Here is a 21,152-nt window from a genome sequence, read left to right as displayed (position 1 = left end):
TGAACACGGGCAGGGCGAGTCCTCCACAAGGACTCGCCCGCCCAACACCCGTCGCTCGAGGGCTAGATGACATGCGCTCGCCTTGTGAGCTGTACAGACGGCTGCGGGCTGCGAGAGCCGTACCGGACCCCGAGTTGCGCATCCAACTCGAAGGAGCGTGGGAGGTGCTCGAGCAGGCCTGGCAGCGGCAGGCCGCGCTGGTGAAGTCACTCGCCTCCCGCCGCTGGCGGCACCACTTGCGCCAACGCCCTGAACTGTTGCGCCAGGTACGCGAGCTGGAAGTTCCCCTGGTCGAGGCGCTCACGCATGTGGAACAGCGGCTGGGCAAGGGCGCCTCCCAGCACGTCGCACTGGGGCGACTGATCCACCAACTGGGGGCCCAGCGGGAGAAGCTGGAGACGCTCGTGCTCGAGCGGCGTGGCGGGGTAGGCGAGCGCGGTGAGTCTCTCGCTCAGGCGATCGAGCGGTTGGAGCAGGGATTGCGCGAGCGGCCCGCTGTTACTCATTCCAAGCCCTTTCAGGTCGAGGAAGACAGCCAAGCCACGCGCATCGACTGGCGCGAGCTCCACATGGCGCCTCTTTCCCAGTTCGTCCTCAATGCTCTCTTCACGGGTGCCGTTGCGGGGGGGCTGTTCACGTTCCGCAAGGAAGTCTTGGGGAACGGGATGTGTCTGGCCATCCCGGCGCTGCTCCTGATTGCCTTTCTCACCTTCAATCTGCTGAAGGACCTCGTGAACCGCACCCGAGTCATCGTGACCCGCGACGAACTCACCATCCACAAGACCGCCCTGCCTTGGCCAACCACCCGCAGCCTTTCCAGGAGTCAGCTCGCCCGGCTCGATGTCTATGCGCATAAGACAATCAGCTACGAGAATGGAACCGGAAGCAGAGTCACGACGACCGACTACCAACTGCACGCGGTGGACTGGAAGGGGCGCAGGCAGGATCTGCTCGAGTCATATGACAAGGAGCAAATGGACTGCCTGAAGCGGCTCCTGGATCAGGCGCTGAGGCGCCAGCGGCACAGGAGGGCGCCCCTCGACTGGCGCCTGCGAGGGTGAGGGACAAGCGCCAGCCGAGCTAGGAGTCCAGGGCTGAGAGCTCGGGGGCACAACTCTGGCAGGTGGAGCCGTTGAAGTTGTTGTCCGCCGCGTCGCACACCTCGGGGGCGCCGGGATAGATGGCAGAGCGCTAGTCATTGCCGCGCCCTCTGGAGGGGAGTCACTCATATTGCTGAGTTTCTCGGGATGGAGGCGGCGGGAATCGAACCCACAGCAAGAGGGGCGCAAGACCAGGGGGCGGGTTCACGCAAGCGTCCAACTTGGGCCGAGCCGGCGTGCCGCCAAACCGATCTCAGGGGCTATACAGCTCCGCCGTCGCGTGTGCGAGGGGCCCGATTCCTCCTGTGATGAGGACCTGCCCATCGGGCAGCAACGTCGCCGTGAGCCCGGAACGCGCGGAGGACATCGAGCCTGCGGCAGACCAGGTGCCCGTGGCGGGATCATATATCTCCGCCGTCGAGACCCTGACCGAGCCGCTGAGCCCCCCTGCGACGAGGACCTTGCCGTTGGGCAGCAGCGTTGCGGTATGCCCGTAGCGAGCTGTGGCCAGGGAGCCCGTGGGAGACCAGGTGCCCGTAGCGGGGTCGTATATCTCCGCCGTCTCGTAAGGGGTGAAGCTGAGGCCCTGCCCCCCTGCGACGAGGACCTTGCCGTTGGGCAGCAGCGTCGCTGTGTGGTCGAAGCGAGCTGTGGCCAGGGAGCCTGTGGAGGTCCAAGAACCGGTGTCCGGATCGTAGACCTCCGCCGTCGCGCCAGGGTGGCCGCTAGGCTGTCTCCCTGCGGCGACGAGGACTTTGCCGTTGGGTAGCAGTGTCACCGAGGGCCGATAGCGAGCAGTGCTCAGAGAGCCCGCGGCGCTCCAGGAACTCGTGTCTGGATCGTACAGCTCCGCCTCCGAGATGAAATACCCCCCCACGCCGAGGACCTTGCCGTTGGGCAGCAGCGTCACCTTGAGCTCAGTGCGTGGTGAGACCATGGGGCCCGTGGGGGACCAGGAGCCCGTCGTCGGATCGTACACCTCGACCTCCGAGGGGACGCCTGTGTTGTTGAACCCCATCGTGACGAGGACCTTGCCATTGGGCATGAGGAGGGCCGAGTGCCCCTGGCGATGGGAGGCCATGGAGCCCGTGGCGCTCCAGGTGCCCGTGGCTGGATCGAACACCTCCGCCGCCGGCGTGGGCCAGTCGAAGTAGCCGTATCCCCCCGCCACGAGGACCTTGCCGTTGGGCAGCAGTGTCGCCGTGTGCTCCAAGCGAGGAGAGAGCATGGAGCCCGTGGAGACCCACGTCGCGCATTCCGGCAGCCCGGTGACTTCAAAGGTACGGGTGGTGGACAGGCCATAGGCATTGGTGACGGTGGCTGTCGCGGAGGCAGAGGCACCGGGCACCACGCAGTCGGGGGCGGTCCAGGCAATGCGGCTGACGGTGGCATCGGTCTGCGGTGTACCCAGGGTCCCCGTGCTGGCGCTCCAGGAGAACGTGAGCGAGCTGGCCTGCGGATCCGTCGCCGTCACCTCGAAGGTGAGCTGCTGCGAGGGCAAGGCGGTGAGCGAGGACTGGTACGAGCGGATGAGGGTAGGGGGGAAGCGGTTCGTGGGAGTGGGGGCGACGCACAGGGCGACGGTGCCCGTGGTCTGCCCACCGCGTCCGTCAGAGATGGCGACGATCAGTTGGCAATTGTTGCAGGCGCCCGAGGGGAGCGAGGAGGGCGAGAAGGAGGCAGTGCTGGAGGTGGAGTTCGTCCAGGAGCCAGCGCAAGTCGCGGACCACTGGAAGCTGAGCGCGTCGCCGTCGCTATCGGAGGCAGTGACCGCGACGGTGGTGAATTGGCCCACGTCCAAGCGGGTCTCGGAAGCGGAGAGGGCAGAGACGAGGGGCCAGGAGTTGAAACGAACATCGAGCAAGGCGCTCCCCTCGGAGAGACCATTCACCACGTTGATGGCGAAGGACAGCGAGGAAGAGGCACCCCGCGAATCGCTCACGGTGAGGGTGAGGGTGACCAGGCCCGGGACAGCAGGAGCGGTCCACTGCGTCGAGGGGCTGGAGGCGTTGGAGAAGACGCCATCGGCGGCCGTCCAGGAGTAGGTGATGGAATCGCCCGGATTCGGGTCCTCCGCGGTGGCTTGGAGTGACACGAGAGCGCCAGTCTGGACCGTGGTGGGATTGGCGACGACGGACTGGAGGATGGGGGCTTCGTTGGAGAAGGGCGGGGGAGGATTGACCTCCTGGAGGGTGATGGCGACGAGGGTGGTTTGGTTGTTGCGGATGGTGACGTCGGAGGCAGAGCCCTCGAAGAGCAGGGTATTGCTGGAGTCGAACGCCTGAGCGAGGAATGCGCGCTCCGTTCCGGTGGGGATGTTGCCGATGACGCCACCCCACACGCCATTGGTTGTTACCAGGTCCGTGGTGATGGAGGGGATCCCCGGGCCCGAGGACGTGATGGTGACGCGAGTCACGGACGCGGTGGAGAGCGCTTGGCCCACCGAGACAGCGAACTGAGCAGAGCCCGTCTCCTGTGCCCGGCAACCCAAGCTCCCAAGCGCGAGCCATATGAGGACAAGCGCCAGAAGTCCTGTGAAACGCATGAAGTCACCTCAATGATAGGGTTTGAGGTGACGGTAGAGTTCATTGAGGTGAAGTCAATCTTTCCGCCCCAGGAAGGTGGGCGAACTCCAAACGCAAACACGCTCCATTCAAAGGCATCCAGCACCCTCTCCGCGGGACGGAGAGGGGGCCTTGAAGAGCAACCGGCTTGCGCTCCTTCACTGCAACGGCTTGCGCTCCTTCACACAGGCCTGGATCAGCTCGATCACGCTCATGCTGGTGCCGCCGACGTCGAACTTCTGCTCCTTGAAGTCGGGATACCGGTTCTCCAGGATGCGCCCCTCCGCGACGCAGTCGTTGAGCTGCGCGAGCGCCTCGCTCTTGCGTCCCTTGGAGAGCAGCGCCTTCGCCGAGTCGTAGGCCTTCTTCGGGCCATCGTGGAACCGAAGCTGCACGTCGGCCCGCTTCTGTGGCTCCTGCAGCGTCTCTGCCTTCTGGGCGCACTGAGCCATCACGTCTTGGGGCCGGGTGGGGATGCCGCCCACGAGCACATCGACCGTGGCGAGGCTGGCGTTCCCCTTCACCATCCTGGCGCCTTCCTCCTGGCAGGCCTTGAGCTTCTCCAGCGCGCTCGCGTACAGCTGCTTGCGCTTGCGCAGGTCCGAGGAGGCCGCGGCCGACTCCGACGCCACGCCGGCGGCGGCCAGGGCCTCACCGGTCGTCTTGCGCAGCTCTCGCGCTTGCCGCGCGAACTCGAGCGCCTCCACCATCTTCAGCAACTCGGCGCGCGCCCGCTCCGCGTATGCCGCGTAGCCTGCGTCCTGCTGCTCCAACTCCGCGCGCGTCTCGAAGATCTGCATGACCTCGTCCACGCCCTTCGAGGCCGTCTCGACGTCGCTGTCGGTCGATGAGATGAGCTTCGCGGACTCGAGCTTCTCCTTCGTCATGGCCAGCCGCTCGGCGAGCTGCGCGCGGGCGTCCGCCGCGGACAGGACGATCTTCCGCCGGGTGACGCGATCGCTCAGCTCCGCCATGCGCTCCTTCGTCTCCTTGGCGTACAGCGCATAGTCGCGATCCTTCTTGACGAACTGGGCGCCGGCCTCCAGCACCACGCCGATCTGCTTGATGGCGTTCTCCGCCTCCTGCAGCTGCGCCTCCGAGGGCTTCTCCTTCTGGACCTGGGTGACCAGTGCCGCCGCGTTCTTGCGCGCCTCGTCGACCTTCGCGCGCTGCTGCTGCAGGTCGACTTCGTACCGGCGCCGCTCCATCGTCGCCCGCCCGTCCTTGAGCAGCTGACGCGCTTCGGCGGCGGAGGGGCTGACCGCGGGGTTCTTCGCGTGAACCGTCTCGAGCGTCTTCTCCAGGATGACCAGCGCCGTCTTCGCCTCCTCGAACTGCTCGGGGGTCACGGCCCGCTTCTCGACATTGCGCAAGGCCTGCACGACCTCGGCGCGAGCCGCATCGAGGCTGCGAACCTGGAGCGCCACCTCGACCTCGACGAGCGTGTTCTTCACCTCGGTGAGGTACTGGCTGATCGCCGGGCTCCGCGCGGCCTGCGGCTCGTACTTCTCCACCAGCTTCCGGACGACGAACGCCGCGGTCTTGGCCTCGGCGAGCTGCTCTTGCGTCGGCTTCCTCGCACGGAGCGCCTTGGCGGACGCGACGAGCTCCTCCTGGGCAGGCCCCATCTCCACCTTGACCCGAGAGACACCCGCCTGCACCACGGACTCCTCCATCCGGCGCTTGGCTTGCGTGACTTCGGCGCGGGCCTTCTCCGCCTCCGCGCGATACGCCCGATCGCGCTCCTCGAGCGGCTTGCCCTCGTCGACCTGCTTCTGCAGCGCCGCCACCGCCTTGTCGGTGGCTCCGAACTTCTCGTCCGACCAGGCCTTGTCCAGCTCGGTGAGCGCGGTGGCCAGGGCCTTACGACTCTCGTCCAGGAGCCCTCGCTGCTTCTGGGCCGACAGCTGCAGCCACCGCTCGTCGATCGTCTTCTCGTGACGAGCGACCGTCGCGTCGATCTCGGTGATGTACGTGGCGAACTTCGGATCCTGCTTGGTCAGGGGCCGGCCCTCGTCCGCCAGCTTCTTGAGCGAATCCACCGCGGCCCGAGCCTCGTCCATCGCCTTGGGGCCGGGGTCCTTCTCCGAGAGCTTCGCCATGCGCTCGTTCAGGGGCCCGAGCGCGCCGTCGATGCGCCGGCGGAACTCGTGGATGTGGATCTTGGCTCGGCGCTCGTCGACGTATTCGCGGCGCGTCCGGAGCTCCTTGCGAGCAGCCAGAACGGTCCTGGCGTAGTCGAGATCCGCCGTCTCGAAGCTCGCTCCAGCATTGAGCGCCTCTTTCAGCGCTTCCACCGCCGCGACGGCGGCGTCGAGGTCGGCGTTGCTGGGCGGATCCTTCTCGATCCGTTGAACGGCCGTGGCGAGAGCCGCGCGAGCACTCTCCACGCGCTTCGTTGCCTCCGCGACGGACTTGGCGGCGCCAGCCTCTGGCGGTGCGGCAGAGGCAGCGACGGGGGCGAAGAGGAAGAACCCGATGAGAACCAGGACTGGAGTACGTACCATTTGGGCCAACTTACTACAGCAAGGCTGGGCGCCCCGGCATGTTGTTGACGTCCGTGACGCCCAGGAGAGGCAGGGGCACTGGGCGTGCGAGGGAGCGGCAGGGGAGGGCGGCCGACGGCTCCCCTGCTACCTGTCCGCGCGCCGTGCCCCTCAGGGCACCGGGACGAGTCCTGGGGCCCTGATCATTCGAACCCCGCTGGCATTCGTGGTGCCCGCCACTTGGACGGGGCTGAACTCCCATCGTCCAAGTCTTCATGCCGACCGTTCCCCGTTCTCTCACGATCTAAGTGGAGTTGTGCAGAATCCACTTTCACGGTCATGACAAATTTTCGGCATTCGTGGACGCGAGCATCCGCAGAGGGGGCGGCGCGGCTTCTCCCCTCGCTGGGCTCACTGCTCGCTGTATAAGCACAAGGGCCAATATCCACGGCCTGACCTCTGGGTAGAGGGTGGGGCGCACGCTGGCTGTCTCCAGCGGAGCGCTCAGTGGTGCGGCACGGGGTGCTTGGCGACCGCTCGAACCCGGGCGGCGCCGGCCATCTTTGGGCACGACTTCGCCCACCCCGGAGCTATCTGCCACGCCGTCGGAGCACCTAGAGGAGAGTTCATGTCATGTTTGCTTTCGAGGTGGCTCGCAGCGCCAGCCACCGCATTGCGCGCCGGACTGTTGCTTGGACTGGCTGCGAGCACCCTCGCCGCTTGTAGCGTACCGCCGGAGGCCCAAGACATCACCCGCGAGACGGCGGAAGACACGCCTCTCGAAGTGCATCTGCCGGCCAGCGGCGACGGGACACTCACGTTCAGTATCGTCGACGCGCCGGACCACGGCACGCTGAGTGAGCTCAGCGCTAATGGCGTCGTCACCTACACCCCCGGCGCCGACTACAACGGCGAAGATGCCCTCACCTTCCGCGCCACCAACAGCAAGGGCCAAAGCGCCCAAGCCACGGTGACCATCACCATCACGCCAGTGAACGACACACCCACCCTCTCCTCGGTGGACAACCAGATCATCGCCGAGGACGGCTCGACCGGCGACCTGGCCTTCACCCTGGGCGACGTGGAGACCGCCGCCGACAGCCTCACGGTCACCGCCACTTCCTCCAACACGGCCCTGGTGCCCAACGACCCCAGCAACCTCGTCTTCGGCGGCTCCGGCACCAGCCGCACCCTCAGCGTGGTTCCCGCCGCCAACGCCAACGGCTCCACCACCATCACCCTCTCGGTGAGCGACGGCTCCGCCACCACCTCCACCACCTTCACGGTCGACGTCACCGCGGTGAATGACACGCCCACCCTCTCTTCGGTGGACAACCAGACCATCGCCGAGGACAGCTCGACCGGCGACCTGGCCTTCACCGTGGGCGACGTGGAGACCGCCGCCGACAGTCTCACGGTCACCACCACTTCCTCCAACACGGCCCTGGTGCCCAACGCCCCCGCGAGCCTCGTCCTCGGCGGCTCCGGCACCAGCCGCACCCTCAGTGTGGTCCCCGCCGCCAACGCCAGCGGCTCCACCACCATCACCCTCTCGGTGAGCGACGGCTCCGCCACCACCTCCACCACCTTCACGGTCGACGTCACCGCGGTGAATGACACGCCCACCCTCTCCTCGGTGGACAACCAGACCATCGCCGAGGACAGCTCGACCGGCGACCTGGCCTTCACCGTGGGCGACGTGGAGACCGCCGCCGACAGTCTCACGGTCACCGCCACTTCCTCCAACACGGCCCTGGTGCCCAACGACCCCGCGAGCCTCGTCCTCGGCGGTTCCGGCACCAGCCGCACCCTCAACGTGGTCCCCGCCGCCAACGCCAACGGCTCCACCACCATCACCCTCTCGGTGAGTGACGGCTCCGCCACCACCTCCACCACCTTCGAGGTCGACGTCACCGGTTTTGCGAGCCTCTACTGGATGACTGCCGCCGGCTCGCTGTGGAGGGTGGAGGTGAACGGCACGGATGCTATCGAGCTCAAGACCGGTATCAGCGGGGCATCTTCCGTCGCCACCGACCCGGTAACCCGTACCATCTTCTACAACAGCGGCAGCGCGATCGTTCGAGCGGACAGCGATGGGACGAACCCGGTCGATATCGTGGCGAACGGCGGTTACCCCTCCGGGCTGGCAGTCGATTCGACGAACCGCAAGCTGTACTGGTCCGATTTCAACGGAAGCCGGGTCATGCGCACCGAGCTGGACGGCAGCAATCCAACGCAGGTCGTCGGCGGCATCAATAGCCCGTCTGCCATTGCGTTCGATGTCCCACGCGGCAAGGTGTATGTCATTACCTACAACAACACCAGGCTCGTACGATTCAATCTCGATGGTACCAACCTGGAGACTCTCGCTTCAAACCTGAACGGACTGGGTGTGGGCCTGGCGATCGACTCGAGCGGCGGGAAGGTGTACTACGCGACCCGCGGCGCCAGTATCTATGTCGCCAACCTGGACGGCTCCAACATCACCACCCTGGTGACCAACCAGAACACAGCGCACGGGATTGCCATCGATGTCACGGCCGGGCGGCTGTATTGGGCGGATTGGCTGGGTCAAGCGGTCCGGAGCGCCAATCTGGCCGACGGCAGCGATATCCAAACCGTGAACTCGGGCAGCGCCAGGAACTTGGGCTTGGCCTGGATGCCTGCGCCGTAGCCAGGAGCGGTAACCGGCGGAGCCTTCGTGCAAACGGCACGTTTGTCGAAGGGCTCCGCCGTTCCTGCTGGGCCTACCGGGAATCACGAGCTCGCGCCCGGCGGTCGAGGGTCACTTCGCTCGCGAGATCGGGGGCGGGTGCCAATCTGCGTTGACCGCTTCCTGCTTCGGTGAGTACAGCCGCAGGGTGAGGTTGAACGCGCCCTGCTGGGGGGCTGGCAGCCAGTTCGACCGCCTCGGATCGGTCTCGTCCATGGAGCGCTCGACGTACACCGTCACGGAGCCATCGGAGGGGTCCGGGACCAGGTTGTTTCGCGTGCCCAGCGAGAAGCGGTTGATGGCGTTCGGGACCTGGAATCCCTGCTCGTCGTACATCGTCACGGACCAGAAGGCGTTCACCGGGGGCAGGCTGTTGGCCTCGAAGCGCAACGTGTAACGCATGGCGCTGTCCAGCGGGGTGAGCTTGGAATCCGCGTCCACGTCATTGTAGGCGACCGGGTAGATTGCGTCCTCCGGGAGATTGGCGCCCAGTCCGATCAGGGCAACGATCGCGCGGCGGAGGTAGCTCGTCCCGTAGGTCCCCATCAGCTCGTTCGCGTAGGTCCAGCCATTGGTCAGCGGCGTGATGGAGGTCTGCTTGGCCTTCATCCGGGCGAGGGCGTCGGGGACTGCTTTCTTGAAGGCCGCTTGCACCTCCGCCGGGGCTGCGTTCAGGTCGAACGGCTGGCCCGGGACGAAACCTACCCGCGCCAGCCGTGCGAGGATGGGGTAGTCATTGAAGTGCGCTGGAATCTGGCGCATCAGGTCCGCGCCATAGGCGAAGAACTCCTCGGGCGTCATCTTCTCTACGAGCACCAACGGCTCTTCGCGGCTGATGTCATCGGTGTCTGACCCGATGGGCGGTGGCGGCTGCTGCCCGGCCGCGTAGGCGGAGTAAGGGATGATCTGGAGTCCCTTCTGGAACTCATGCACGCTGGCATAGCTCGATGCACTGCCCGATTCACTGCCGTCGCACTGCGTTCGTCCGATGATCCAGACATACGGCGTCGGCGCGTCGATCCGTTGCAGGTTCAGGGCCGGGTTGATCGTCCCGCTCCACCCCGGACCGACGATGACGAACTCCTGGGCCGCGGTCCCCGTCGTGCGGGGGCCGGGGCAGGAGAAGACGTCCGTCCACATATCGAGCATGGGCAAGAGGTAGTAGCGCCCATCGGCCGGGGGGACCTTGATGACCAGGGGCTCGCGCACGAGATCGAGCCACGCACTCGAATAAAGCGTGTCGAAGTTGGGGCGCACCACGGTGCGGTCTTCCGGCCCCGGGAAGCGCGGGTTGTTCATGAACACGTTGGCCGGGCTTCGCCAGGTGGGGAGGTCGATCTCCTTGACGTTCGTCATCTGCCGGCGCGTCACGTCCATCAACACGAGGGGATAGAGATAGGTGTATCCCTCGCAGCCGATCTCGTATGCGGTCTCGTACAAATCAGCGCTCATCGCCATGGGCTCCTTTTCTTCGAGCGCGGATCGCTCGAAGTTCCATTTGTCGCGAGCGCGGACCCTAATCAGGGTGTCAGGTAATGGATATTGGCCCTAGTGCTTACGCAGCGCGGGCTCAGCCCTGGCCCAGCCGGTCCACGAACCGCACCAGGCCGTGCGGGTGGTGAAGTCGCTCGAGCATCAATTCGAGCGGTCTGCGTGCCTGGCCTTCATCTCTTGGGCGTGTCGCAGATCCTCCAGGAAGAACGCCTCCATCTCCCGTGCGGCCTCCGCGTCCTGAAGCACGAGCGAGCCTTCTTCGAGCAGATTGAAAGACAGCGCATCGTAGTTGATGGAGCCCACCAGCACGAGCTGGTCATCCACCAGCATCGTCTTCGCGTGCATCATGGATGGCTGGTACTCCCAGATGCGCACGCCCGCGGCCAGCAGGGTGTCGTAGGTGGCGCGCTGAAGCACGGTGATGGACTTGTGGTCGTTCTTGTTCCCAGGCGCCAGCACACGCACGTCCACTCCCGCGCGGGCCTGCTCCACCAGCTGCGCGACGAGGGCGCGGTTCGGCGTGAAGTAGGCCTGGGCAATCCACAACCGTTTGCGAGCGGAGCGCACCATCAGCTGCGTCAACCGCTCGGCGTGGGTGACCTCCGGGTTCGCGCTGCTGCCGACAAAGGCCCCCCAGCCCCCCTTCGCCTCGTCCAGGCTGGGCACAGAGGTGGCAAGGCCGGGGAAGTCACTGGCGGGCAACAACTCGCCGGTCGTCTCCTGCCAGTTCTCCGCGAAGGCCTGCTGGAGCTGCGCCACCACGGGGCCCTCGACCCGCGCATTGGTGTCGCGCCACTCCTGCTCGTTGCGTGCCTCCCCCAGCCACTCGTCCTGGATGGCCAGGCCGCCGGTGATGCCCACCCGGCCGTCCACGACGATGACCTTGCGGTGGTTGCGCGCCAGGTTCTCATCCGCGGGCAGCGGGCGGAACAGGTGCGCCTGGCATCCGGCTGCTTCCAGCCTCGGCTTGATCTCCTTCTCGAACGGAGTGCTGCCCATGGGATCCACGAGCACCCGGCAGGCCACGCCAGCCCGGGCGCGCTCGGTGATGACGGAGAGCATCCGCTCCGAAGCGTGTCCAGGGCGCCAGATGAACATGACGATGTTGATGGAGGTGCGTGCGCGGGACAGCTCCTCCTCCATCACGTCGAACACGGCGCCGTTGTTGACCCAGCGCAGATGGTTGCCCGGCACCATGCGCACGTTCACCGTCTGGTAGAGTGCCGTGGCGAACCCTGGGCCACCCGAGTTCACCTCACCGCGCAGGTAGAAGGGTCGTGACTCCTCCTTCGTCTGAGTGCATGCGGTCCCCCCCAACATCACGCTGGCCGCCGCCATGGCCATCGCCCACCGCCGTCCCCGTCCCGTTCTCACCCGAGCCCCCTGAGCCAGCAGATGGCTCTCCGCCGCAAGTCCGTCACCTGTAGGTACACGTGGACTGTCGCGTGGGCGATTGAGGTAAAGCAGGGGCACAGTGGCACGCTGTGGGTTGATCTGCTTGCACGGACTGTCATTGCCGACATCCGCGGCGACACCCGTCGGGGCCCGACCGAGAGTTGGCTAGAGTGTTGGGATGCTCACGCTCCGTGCCGCGCTCTGCGGTGGTGTCCTGTGGATGGTGTTTTCCGGCTGTGCCAGCGCGTCTGCCACGGCGCGCGAGGATGACCTGGAGGCAAAGATGGCGAAGCGAGACAAGGCGGCTCCCTCGACCGTGTCCTGGGTCGATCTGCAGACGCCGGATCCCGGCAAGGCGCGGAAGTTCTACGGCGAGCTGTTCGGCTGGACCTTCGTGGGGGGCGACGATCCCAACACCGGCTTCTACACGATGGCCCAGTTGGGGGGACGCAATGTCGCTGGGCTGGCGAAGCTGCGCGAAGGCTCGCCGTCTCCGCCGATGTGGAGCGTCTATCTGGCCGTCGATGACGCCGACGCGATCGCGCGCAGGGTTACCGAAGCGGGCGGCAAGATCGTCGTTCCGCCCATGGACGTGATGGAGGAGGGCCGGATGGCGTACTTCGCCGATCCGAGCGGGGGGCACTTCGGGGTCTGGCAGGGACGCAAGCACCAGGGCGCCCAGGTCACCGAAGAGCCGGGAGCCATGGTCTGGCACGAGGTGTACACGCGCGATCTGGCCAAGGCGAAGCAGTTCTACATGAGCGTGTTCGGGTTGGGGACGAAGCGCCTGGACGCCGAGGGCATCGACTACTGGACGCTGCAGAAGGGGGAGAGGACCGTCTTCGGGGCGATGCAGATGACGGCGCAATTCCCGCCGGAGGTGCCCTCGCACTGGAACACCTACTTCGCCGTCACCGATACGGACGCGGCGGCGAAGAAGGCCGAAGCGCTCGGCGGCACGGTGATGGCCCCGCCGTTCGACACGCCCTACGGGCGGATGGCTGTGATCGCGGATCCCACCGGCGCGGCTTTCTGCATCATCAAGCCCGACAGGCCACCGGCCGGCTGGTAGGAGCAGGAAGGTTTACAGCTCAGGGTGCCGATCCGGCCTCTCCCAGGTTGCCGGGCGCGCCCAGCTGGCCGGGAGCGGCGCCGACGTGGCAGCCCTGAGACAGCTCCTGGACTGCCCGGAGGCCCAAGCCCTGCTGGGGGATGACATCGACGCTACGTGCTCAAGGGGTAGAGCGCCCGCCGATCTCCGGGAAGCGTTCATAAGTAACCGGGGTGGGCACTCCTCTTCAGGAGCGGGTTGCTCTGTGTGGAATCAGCGGGAATCGAACCCACGCCGGGCGGTGCGAAACCTCTAGCGGAATCGCGCCCTTACCTCGTAGCCGCTCGGAATGATTCGGAGTCGCTATCCCGCCGCGTCCCGTGTCGTCCCATCCCGTTCCGCAGGCTCCTGCGACATACGTGCAACATGGCGGAGCCCGTGGCCTCGTGACGAGCGGCCAGACCGGACACGTCGGGCATGTCGACGCGCGGCCCGTGGCGAGCACTGGGACCTCGTGGCCAGCCTCCAGGCCGGACACATGGACGGGCGCCTCGCGGTGAGCGCTGGGCCTCGCGGTGAGCGTCCACTCGACGAGCCCGCACCTCAACGACGCCCTGAGCCAGCCTGCTTCTGCAGTCTCCTCTCCGAGCACGGCCGCCTCTCATGCCTCGCCGCTCAGCGCGCGGTGGGCAGCCCGCCGCACTAGCGTGGCACGGGGACGATCTGGCGCTGTCTGACGCGCGCGCTCCACCGGCCCGGGCTGAGGAGCCCTCTACGATCGTTTCCAATCCCCCATCACCGGCGAAGGTGAGAACGCCACCGCGCTGCTGATCATTCTGAGAGCCGACGCTTAGCTCGGAATCACGGACGGCGGGGTCGCCGGCCAGCCCGGGGGCGTCGTATTCGTAGCCTGCATCGCGCTCGTGAGAGCCGCATGCATGGCGCTCCAGGTCGCCTGGGTGGCCTGAGAAGAGGCGTAGCCGCCGTCTTGCAGGCCGTTCACCGGAATCTGATTGATGATCTCCGACGGCCACGGGGCATTCTGGCTGGGGTCGTAGCTGAAGTCATAGAGCTCGCATTGCCAGGAGCTCCCATTGTAGCTGGCCACGTACTTGGCGTTGTACTTGTTATCATCGACCAGGGCCCGGATCTCCACGCCGCTGTCATTGGTCGCGAACTGTAGCTGGTGATAGGTGCTCCCCGAGGCGCCGGCCATGATAGCGGGAGCCAGGCTCGTGCCCTGAAGCAGGATGCCTTCGGGGACGCTGAGCTGGCAGATCTCCACCAGGGTCGGCAGCACGTCGATAAGACCCGCCAAGCCGGTGCATACGGCGGCCTGGGGTAGGCCCGGGTTGCTGAACACCATCGGGACCAGCAGCGTCTCGTTGTACGCTTGGTGCTCCTTTTCGATCATGCCGCCCTGGGACATGCCCATCTCGCCATGGTCGGCCAGGCGGATGATCAGCGTGTTCGCCGCCATATCGCCGGTTAGCGCGGATATCATCTCCCCGAGGAGCGCGTCAGAGAGCGTCTCCAGGTAGGCATAGAAGCGAAGGTAATCGAGGGCCGCAGCGCGGCGCTCGGCCTCCTCCGACGCGCCCTGGGCCGCCGTCCAGCGGTAGTTGCCCTGCATGGATGGCTTGTTTGCGAGCTGGTCCGCGCTCAGATCGTAGCTGTCCGGCAGGGTCGTGATGTCCGTGAATGGAGCGACTTGCCAGGGCAGCTTGCCCTTGTTTGGACCGCTCGCAATGGGCAGGTAGCCTGCCGAGGTATAGCCCGCTGGCGACGCGAAGATGTCGTGGGGGTTGAGCAGCGAGACGATGAGGCAAAAGGGGTTGCTCGGGTCGCTCTTGCCGGCCCGCGCCGCGAGCCAGTCTTTGGCGCTGTCGACCGTGCCATTGGGGTTGCTTTCGGTCTTGGTCACGTAGCTTGTGCCCGTCGCGACCCGCGCGTCGTTCCCCCCGTAGCCGGCGCCCATCGTGTTGATCGTGGCTTCGGGGATGGTCACTGGCCCGCTCTTCCATCCGCCGAGATCCATCGCCATGGCGGTGCCGAAGTCCTGCGATGTCCACCCGGGGAAGCCATACGTGGACTGCATGGCGTTATTGTCTGAAAGCTGCTTTGCGCGGTCGGCGTCCTCTTGCTGCTGCGCGAGGGTTTGCCCGCTCTCAAAGCTTTGGTTCAGGTGCCACTTGCCCTTGAAGGCGATATCGTAGGTGATGCCTTTCGGGGCGTAGCTCGCCAGAGCCAACCCCAGGGTGGTCAGGTTGGGATGCGCCTTCATGTTCAGGGTGGCTCCCACACTGTCCACGCCATTGATCATGGGGAAGGTGCCGGTCCAGAGCGTCGCCCGCGAAGGAGAGCAGGCCGTGGTGCTCGTCATCGCGTTGGGGAATTGGACACCGCCTCGCATTAGCGCCCACAAGTTGGGCAGGTTCGTTTTCACCCAGTCCTTTGGCAGGTACTGCGCCGTACGCTGTTGGTCCGTGAGCAAGATCAGCACGTTGGGCTGCTGCTTGAAAGGTCCCCAGAAGCCGTTCATGGTCTCTGCCTTCTTATTCGGGTTACGCGACGAGGGGGCAGTGCGCTTCGGCTGCTCGTCCCTGCGCCCCCCCCGCGTGTTAACTCGCCCCCACGCTACCGCGGTTTCACCGCACGATGGCCGACTTTACTCGTGGCGGCGCTGAGCGCGCTTCAGAAGAAGCCCGAACCGGGGGCGCGGCCCAACCTCACCGTCGGCCGCGCCAACGATTCCCTCGAGCTTGACGGCTGAAAGGGATTTGACGTTAGTCGCTTGAGGGCCGCTCGCGCCTTGCTGGATCTCGAACTCCACCCTCTGGTTCGTGTCCAGGTGACGGTAGCCGCTGCCCACGATGGCTGTGAAGTGGAAAAGACTTCTGGCCCCCCTTCATCTGGCGAGATGAACCCGAAGCCCTTCTCTCCGTGGAACCATTTCACACGACCTTGTGCCATGACTCTTCCGCTCCCTTGCTCGTGCCTGAGCGTCTGAGGGAGTTGAAGCTCAGGGGCCAGGCTGGATATCGCCCTCCTTTCTTCTTTTTGGGGGACTCCCCACTGCGAAGACTCCCTCTCACGGAAGGAGAATCGGAGAGGGGCTTTCGCGAAGGGGAGCCGGTACCGGGGGCGCTCAGAAAGTAACGGTCTCGGGCTCCACGTCGGCCAACACTCGCCGGCTGCCTTCTTTAGCACGCTCAGTTCTTTCGCGGCGTCGTCCCTGCCGAAAGTGCCCCCGAGCCAGCGACGCAGATCCGTCTCCAGCTCTTCGGCTGTCTGGTAGCGGTCGGCGGGCGAGCGCTGAAGGAGCTTGCTCAGCAGGACGCGCAGGCACTGGGGAGCTTTCCCGTTGCCGCTTCGACGTCCTCTTGCGTGTAGGTCGATCAACACCCTCTCAGCAATGGCCCGTCGCCTGCCGCCTCCTCATGGGAAGGCGGCTTGAGCAGGCGTGTACCCTACTTGATTCCACTCGCCCCTACCGAAATAGGCTTTTAGTAGAGAAAGCGCCTCTCCCAGCCGCGGGTGTCTTCCTCGGACTGGCCGAGCATGCGTCCATCTGGATCGCGGAAGAGCCAGGGCTCCAGGACACGGGCCAGTTCCTGGTAGGCTGGCAGCGTATCACCTCGCTCTGTGTCGCCCGCTTCAGGCCATGCGCCTAGGGTGATGAGCACCTTATCCCTGTCCAATTCCTGAACGGTCGTGCCAAGACTGTGGAGCCGTGCGCGCAGCCCCTCGGCGCCACCAAGCTCTCCCAGCACAGGCTGTCCCAGGAACGTGAGCCAAGAGGGGCCTCGCACACGGGTTCCAATGTCCCAGGAGTGATCCGAGGGTGAGTCGTAGACGTCGATGCCCGGATACCGGAGCCAATACCGGGCCACTTGCCGCCGGATGCCCACCAGGGAGTACTCGGCATTAAAGGACAATCCTCCGTGCCCAGAGCAGAGGGGCAAGGGAGCCGCCCACTCCATGGCGAGTTCTCGGACGCGCTCTGGGCCATGCTCCTCCAGGAACTCAGTGGGGAGCCAGAATGTGGCCGCGCAGACCGTGCCCGGATTCTTCGCTACATGAGGAGCTTGGAGATCCTTGCCCCAGTAGTTGAAGCGATACCGGTTATCGTTGTCGGATCCGTCTCTCAGCCGGATGATGGGAAATTGGCGCTCGCGGAGTTCCTTTCGTATGAACTCCCAGCCTCGTTCATTCAGCGGCTGTGGCTCTCCCTCTTCATCTAGGTACCAGCCCAACGCTTGCGGCCCTACGGCACGGACATAGGCCTCCAGCGACTGCAAGATGTTCTCAACGAGTCCCTGATGGGAATGCCGCATGTAGAAGCTGATGCTCAACCCTTCGCGCAGCAGCTCGAAGCCCTCTTGGTCGCGGAGGCGTATCCGAGGGTAATGCTCGGTCATCGGTAAACTCCCAGGTGAGGCTGAACCCGTGCAGGCTCACCACCCAAGGCCTTCTGGTACACCTCTCCCTGGGGCTTGCCAGCATGTGGATTTCCTTCGGGGTACGTTCTCCAATCAGAACGTTTGGAGCTTGATGCACACGGGAACTTGTAGTCGTAAACGTCCTGGACCCGATGAGGTTGTCCTTCGTGGATGACGATGTCGGGCTCGATGGTTCCGCGAAGCTCCGCGCTGCGCCCCTGTCTCAGCAACGTCTCCACCACCTCGCGAGGGAGGTACTCGGCCTTGCCCGTCTCCGGGTCGACTCGATAGCGGGGTTGGATGCTGAAGCCTCCTGGCTTCAACTCGTGGAGCCGTTTCTCGGCACACTGGAGTGCGAGAGCATGCTGCGCTAGGCCCAGTTGCATCGCTCGTGTGATGGGCTGCCCCTTGCTGTCGGTGCCGACGACCTCCTTGCACTCCTCGCGTGTGGGGGAGCGCCCAAAATGTTTGAGCATTACCTCGGAGCGTGCCGCATCCGCACACTCGGCGAGGGCCGCATCAATGCGGGCCCGCGACTCGGAGTCCAGAGAGTGACCCGCGATGACAGCCGCGCCCACCACACTGGTGGCCAACACAGGGACGCTTATCACGGGTAGGGGAGGTGGTCCCGCAGGAGGATTGGGGACCGCTCGGAGTCCTGGCGTGGGCGGGCAGTTGGCCGGGTTCCTGAGGCAGGTGTTCGAAACGGAATCCGGGACCTGAGCATACTGGCTCGGCACTCCGTAGCTGGCTGTGCCACAGGCGGTGAAGAAGAGGACAGCGCTGAGTGCCCTCCACACCGCCCACCCAGATGGATCTTTTCGCTTCATGAAGGGCTTCGTTCCCAAGGTTCTCGCGATTCTACCGAAGTGAGTGCTGCTCCCTCTCCATCCGTTGCGTAGGCCCCCCCGCAGTTGGCGTGGTGTTGAGCCCCAAGCAGCAGGTACTCACAGGCCCAGCCCCTCTGCCATCCCCTCCTGCGAGGACAGCGGCTCAGGCCAGGCGCGGCTCGTGATTTGGTCCCCAAAGCCCCAATTGGGTCCCTACCTGCAGGCGTCATCACTTTTTCATGAGGGTGCAAGACTGGAAGCGGCGGGTTGTTCTGCGTGGAGGCGGCGGCAATCGAACCCGCCGCTCGGAGCTTCTGGCGGGAGCGATCCAACTCTTGGCGGAACTCCGTGGGAGCCCACCGGTAGTGTGTGCCCTGGCGAAGTGTGGCTGGGAAGGGGCAGGTGGGGAAGCACGGAGGGCTCTCCCGACGGAAGGAGCAGGGCGGAACCGAGCTTGCGGCACACGGAAACCAGCCAACCCGCGCGCCAAGGGACCTCGGTCCGCCTGATCGCGGGTCGCGTTTCGGCCCTTCCGTCGTTGCGGCAAAGGGCTGGCGGAGCTCGATACCCCCGTGAAGGTGTGGCTCGATTGCCTTTCCTTCTGCTTGTGGATGACACTGACCTCGTGCCCACTCGCAGCTCCACCTCCCTCTCGTCGCGCCTCGTTGGAATCGGGGGAGTCGCGCTGATCGTGGCCGGCCTCTCCCAGGTCGCCGGGCGCGCCCAGCTGGCCGGGAGCGGTGCCGACGCGGCAGCGCTGCAACAGCTCCTGGACTGCCCGGAGGCTCAGGCCCTGCTGGGAGATGACATCGGCGCTACGTGGTGGGGCCTGTCGTTTGGCACTCACCGGAAGCCTCATGTGGACGAGCGGCGGCCGGGGGTGACTCGGGTCGTGTCCTGGCGGCTGCCGGTCGCGGGAACGACCCGCAGCGGGGTGTTCAAGTTCAAGGGTGTTCTGCGCAGGTATGTCTGGGAGGTCGACGGTACGCTGGAGGTGGGGGGCACCGAGATCCGCACGCGAAGCTGTGAGGTGGTCAGCGGCTCCTGAACGTCAGGCCAGCGCTCATGACGCAGCGCGGACCGCACGGCAGATCTCGCGCACGCATCTGGACGCCTCGATCTGGGTCAGAGCTCGACCATCCTTCGGGGCGGCACGCTGAGCCGAGCGGTCAGCGCTACTTCGCTCTCAAGAGGGGTATGCTCTCTCGAGCATGACCGCGGAGGCGCAGAGGCAGGAGCCCCTCGCCGAGAGGACGCCAATGGCGCCACGCTGGACCGTAGCCGAGTTGGAGCCGAGCTGCCTTCCCCCCGGGACGGAGGTGGGAGCCTGGCGGGTGCTGGAGCTTCGCGGGCGGGGCTCCTATGGAGCCGTCTACCGCGTCGAACGGGTAGGGGAGGGGGAGGCCGGACCCTTCGCGCTGAAGCTGGCCCTGCACCCGGTGGATCCGCGCTTTGGGCGCGAGCTGGAGCTGCTCTCGCGCATTGACCACCCGAATGTGCCCGCGCTGAAGGGCCAGGGGTTGTGGGCTCACCCAGCAGGCCCCTTCCCCTTCATCGTCATGGAGTGGGTAGAGGGAGTACCGCTGTATGACTGGGTTCGTGTGTACAACCCAAGCTGGCGACACTTGATGCGTGTGCTGGCCCAGGTGGCCCGGGCGCTGGATGCCACGCATGGGGTGCATGGGGTGCATCGGGACGTGAAGGGGGCCAACGTGCTGGTGCGGCCTGGGGACGGGAAGGCAGTGCTCCTGGACTTCGGAGCGGGGGATTTCCGAGGGGCACCGACACTCACGAGGGAGGTGCTGCCACCCGGCACGCCGCAGTACCGCAGCCCCGAGGCGCTGCGATACCAGTGGCTCCACTATCGCCACCGTGGCGCGCACTATGCGCCGGGGCCAGCCGATGACATCTATGCGCTGGGGGTAACGACCTACCTCCTCGTCACGTGTACCTACCCACCTCCTGCGATCGATCCAGCGGCGGCGGTGCGTGGCATCCTCGCTCCCAGTCCCAAGCCCAGGTTGCCCGAAGGGGTGGTGAAGGCGTGCCCGGACCTGGCAGGGCTCATAAGTCGGATGCTCTCGGATGACCCCTCTGCGCGGGGCAGTGCAGCGGAAGTAGCGCGGGAACTCGATCGCGCAGCGGAGAGGGCCGGGCGTCAGGCGGATCTGCCCATCACCTGGCGCACCGCCCAGGCGGTTGTCATGCGCACGGACTCCTCGGGCCCACTGCGCTTCGTCCGTGCTCGGGGAGGCGGGCTTGCCCTTGCGGCTGGGATTACCGCTGCCTTGGTTCTCCACGGAGGGTGGAGTGCATGGCGGCAGTGGCAGGAGCCGTCCGAGGCTGAAGTGGCCCGGCAGGCGCATGACGCGGGTGTGGCGGATGCTGGCACCGCGGGCCTCGCGAAGGACGCGCTCACGGCAAGCGTTCGCGTGGAGCCACCCGAGTCCGCCACGAAGGTGTTCAGCGTTGAGGTGCCGAAGGAGCCACTCCCAGGGCAGAAGCGGCCTCCGTGCGATAAGCGCAAGGTAGCGATCAACGGGGGCTGTTGGGGGAAACCAGAAGACTCGAAGCCACCGTGTGCCCAGGGGGACTACGAGTGGAAAGGCGTCTGCTATCAGCCGGTTCTCGCGATGCCAGTGCCAGCCACTTCGGAGCCCCCGTAGCAGACGACGTTGGACACGACGCGGAAGGGCCTCAAGAGCGCCGCAACTCGACGTCTCTGAAAAGAAGCGACCGCGTGCCTGCGTTCGTCTGAAGTGTGACGCTTCGATACTCACCGTCGAGCCCGTTGTCGTGAGCATCCAGCAGCGTGGGAGCGTCCGCGAACGGTCCCTCATCGACCCGATAGTTCAGCACGTTGAGGAAGGCGATTGTGCGCGGCTCGAAGACGTTGTTCTCCCAGTCAACCGGATACATCACCTCGAAATGCAGTTCGTGCGTATCCGCGAGTTCGATGACGCGAAGCAGACGGCAGTCGTGGAAATGGATGTCGCTGAGCTTCAACGTGCCTCCCAACTCGCAGCCGAATGTCCCCGCTACTTTTTCTACTTCAGATCGGCCCACTGCCCTGAATC

At 65.7% G+C, this 21,152-nt stretch carries 12 protein-coding genes and 2 pseudogenes; 5 read left to right on the top strand and 9 right to left on the bottom strand.

Features of this window, described 5'->3' with window-relative positions:
- Positions 1–164 precede the first annotated feature (164 nt).
- Positions 165–1,061 (top strand): hypothetical protein, encoded by an 897-nt coding sequence (locus SYV04_RS03085; protein ID WP_321544055.1) that lies wholly within the window; start codon positions 165–167, stop codon positions 1,059–1,061.
- A 19-nt stretch (positions 1,062–1,080) separates the two neighbouring features.
- Here the strand turns inward: SYV04_RS03085 and SYV04_RS43685 are convergent.
- From SYV04_RS43685 to SYV04_RS03075, 3 genes and pseudogenes are all read right to left on the bottom strand, one after another.
- Positions 1,081–1,185, bottom strand: a pseudogene (locus tag SYV04_RS43685) (MopE-related protein); the annotation flags it as partial.
- A gap of 168 nt (positions 1,186–1,353) precedes the next feature.
- A complete protein-coding gene (locus tag SYV04_RS03080; RefSeq protein ID WP_422723905.1) occupies positions 1,354–3,645 on the bottom strand; it encodes a Kelch repeat-containing protein in 2,292 nt (763 codons plus the stop codon).
- 177 nt (positions 3,646–3,822) lie between these two features.
- Positions 3,823–6,171: a hypothetical protein gene (locus SYV04_RS03075; protein WP_321544053.1), complete on the bottom strand. Its 2,349-nt coding sequence runs from the start codon at positions 6,169–6,171 to the stop codon at positions 3,823–3,825.
- 607 nt (positions 6,172–6,778) lie between these two features.
- On the opposite strand from SYV04_RS03075, the gene SYV04_RS03070 reads away from it, so the two are divergent.
- Positions 6,779–8,824, top strand: coding sequence for a tandem-95 repeat protein (locus SYV04_RS03070; protein ID WP_321544052.1), 2,046 nt, complete (start codon positions 6,779–6,781; stop codon positions 8,822–8,824).
- 111 nt (positions 8,825–8,935) lie between these two features.
- On the opposite strand, the gene SYV04_RS03065 is transcribed toward SYV04_RS03070, so the two are convergent.
- Both SYV04_RS03065 and SYV04_RS03060 read right to left on the bottom strand, forming a co-directional pair.
- Positions 8,936–10,315 (bottom strand): DUF1254 domain-containing protein, encoded by a 1,380-nt coding sequence (locus SYV04_RS03065; protein ID WP_321544051.1) that lies wholly within the window; start codon positions 10,313–10,315, stop codon positions 8,936–8,938.
- A 183-nt stretch (positions 10,316–10,498) separates the two neighbouring features.
- Positions 10,499–11,731 carry a phospholipase D-like domain-containing protein gene (locus SYV04_RS03060; RefSeq protein WP_321544050.1) on the bottom strand — a complete coding sequence of 411 codons (1,233 nt, stop codon included), beginning with the start codon at positions 11,729–11,731 and terminating at the stop codon, positions 10,499–10,501.
- Positions 11,732–11,930: 199 nt separating this feature from the next.
- On the opposite strand from SYV04_RS03060, the gene SYV04_RS03055 reads away from it, so the two are divergent.
- The gene (locus SYV04_RS03055) at positions 11,931–12,824 is read left to right on the top strand and encodes a VOC family protein (RefSeq protein ID WP_321544049.1); all 894 of its coding nucleotides are present in this window, start codon (positions 11,931–11,933) and stop codon (positions 12,822–12,824) included.
- Positions 12,825–13,653: 829 nt separating this feature from the next.
- On the opposite strand, the gene SYV04_RS03050 is transcribed toward SYV04_RS03055, so the two are convergent.
- The 3 genes and pseudogenes from SYV04_RS03050 to SYV04_RS03040 form a co-directional block, all read right to left on the bottom strand.
- Positions 13,654–15,345 carry a sulfatase-like hydrolase/transferase gene (locus tag SYV04_RS03050; RefSeq protein WP_321544048.1) on the bottom strand — a complete coding sequence of 564 codons (1,692 nt, stop codon included), beginning with the start codon at positions 15,343–15,345 and terminating at the stop codon, positions 13,654–13,656.
- Between the two features lie 126 nt (positions 15,346–15,471).
- Positions 15,472–15,776, bottom strand: a pseudogene (locus SYV04_RS03045) (cold-shock protein).
- Between the two features lie 533 nt (positions 15,777–16,309).
- A complete protein-coding gene (locus SYV04_RS03040) occupies positions 16,310–17,224 on the bottom strand; it encodes a DUF3396 domain-containing protein (RefSeq protein WP_321544047.1) in 915 nt (304 codons plus the stop codon).
- Positions 17,225–18,766: 1,542 nt separating this feature from the next.
- Here SYV04_RS03040 and SYV04_RS03035 point away from each other — a divergent pair.
- Positions 18,767–19,123 carry a hypothetical protein gene (locus tag SYV04_RS03035; protein ID WP_321544046.1) on the top strand — a complete coding sequence of 119 codons (357 nt, stop codon included), beginning with the start codon at positions 18,767–18,769 and terminating at the stop codon, positions 19,121–19,123.
- Between the two features lie 211 nt (positions 19,124–19,334).
- Entirely contained in the window at positions 19,335–20,741 is a 1,407-nt protein-coding gene (locus SYV04_RS03030; protein ID WP_321544045.1) for a serine/threonine protein kinase, read from the top strand.
- Between the two features lie 31 nt (positions 20,742–20,772).
- On the opposite strand, the gene SYV04_RS03025 is transcribed toward SYV04_RS03030, so the two are convergent.
- Entirely contained in the window at positions 20,773–21,081 is a 309-nt protein-coding gene (locus SYV04_RS03025; RefSeq protein WP_321544044.1) for a hypothetical protein, read from the bottom strand.
- Positions 21,082–21,152: the final 71 nt, after the last annotated feature.

The organism is Hyalangium ruber (assembly GCF_034259325.1).
Classification (GTDB): domain Bacteria; phylum Myxococcota; class Myxococcia; order Myxococcales; family Myxococcaceae; genus Hyalangium_A; species Hyalangium_A rubrum.
The sequence above is the reverse complement of the archived record's forward strand: the minus strand, read 5'-3'. Positions and strand labels throughout refer to the sequence as shown.

Excerpts from the sequence above, each read along its gene's own strand:
- SYV04_RS03055 (WP_321544049.1), top strand. The coding sequence starts at position 11,931 with ATGCTCACGCTCCGTGCCGCGCTCTGCGGTGGTGTCCTGTGGATGGTG.
- SYV04_RS03065 (WP_321544051.1), bottom strand. The coding sequence starts at position 10,315 with ATGAGCGCTGATTTGTACGAGACCGCATACGAGATCGGCTGCGAGGGA.
- SYV04_RS03050 (WP_321544048.1), bottom strand. The coding sequence starts at position 15,345 with ATGAACGGCTTCTGGGGACCTTTCAAGCAGCAGCCCAACGTGCTGATC.
- SYV04_RS03080 (WP_422723905.1), bottom strand. The coding sequence starts at position 3,645 with ATGCGTTTCACAGGACTTCTGGCGCTTGTCCTCATATGGCTCGCGCTT.
- SYV04_RS03075 (WP_321544053.1), bottom strand. The coding sequence starts at position 6,171 with ATGGTACGTACTCCAGTCCTGGTTCTCATCGGGTTCTTCCTCTTCGCC.
- SYV04_RS03070 (WP_321544052.1), top strand. The coding sequence starts at position 6,779 with ATGTCATGTTTGCTTTCGAGGTGGCTCGCAGCGCCAGCCACCGCATTG.
- SYV04_RS03040 (WP_321544047.1), bottom strand. The coding sequence starts at position 17,224 with ATGACCGAGCATTACCCTCGGATACGCCTCCGCGACCAAGAGGGCTTC.
- SYV04_RS03030 (WP_321544045.1), top strand. The coding sequence starts at position 19,335 with ATGGCGCCACGCTGGACCGTAGCCGAGTTGGAGCCGAGCTGCCTTCCC.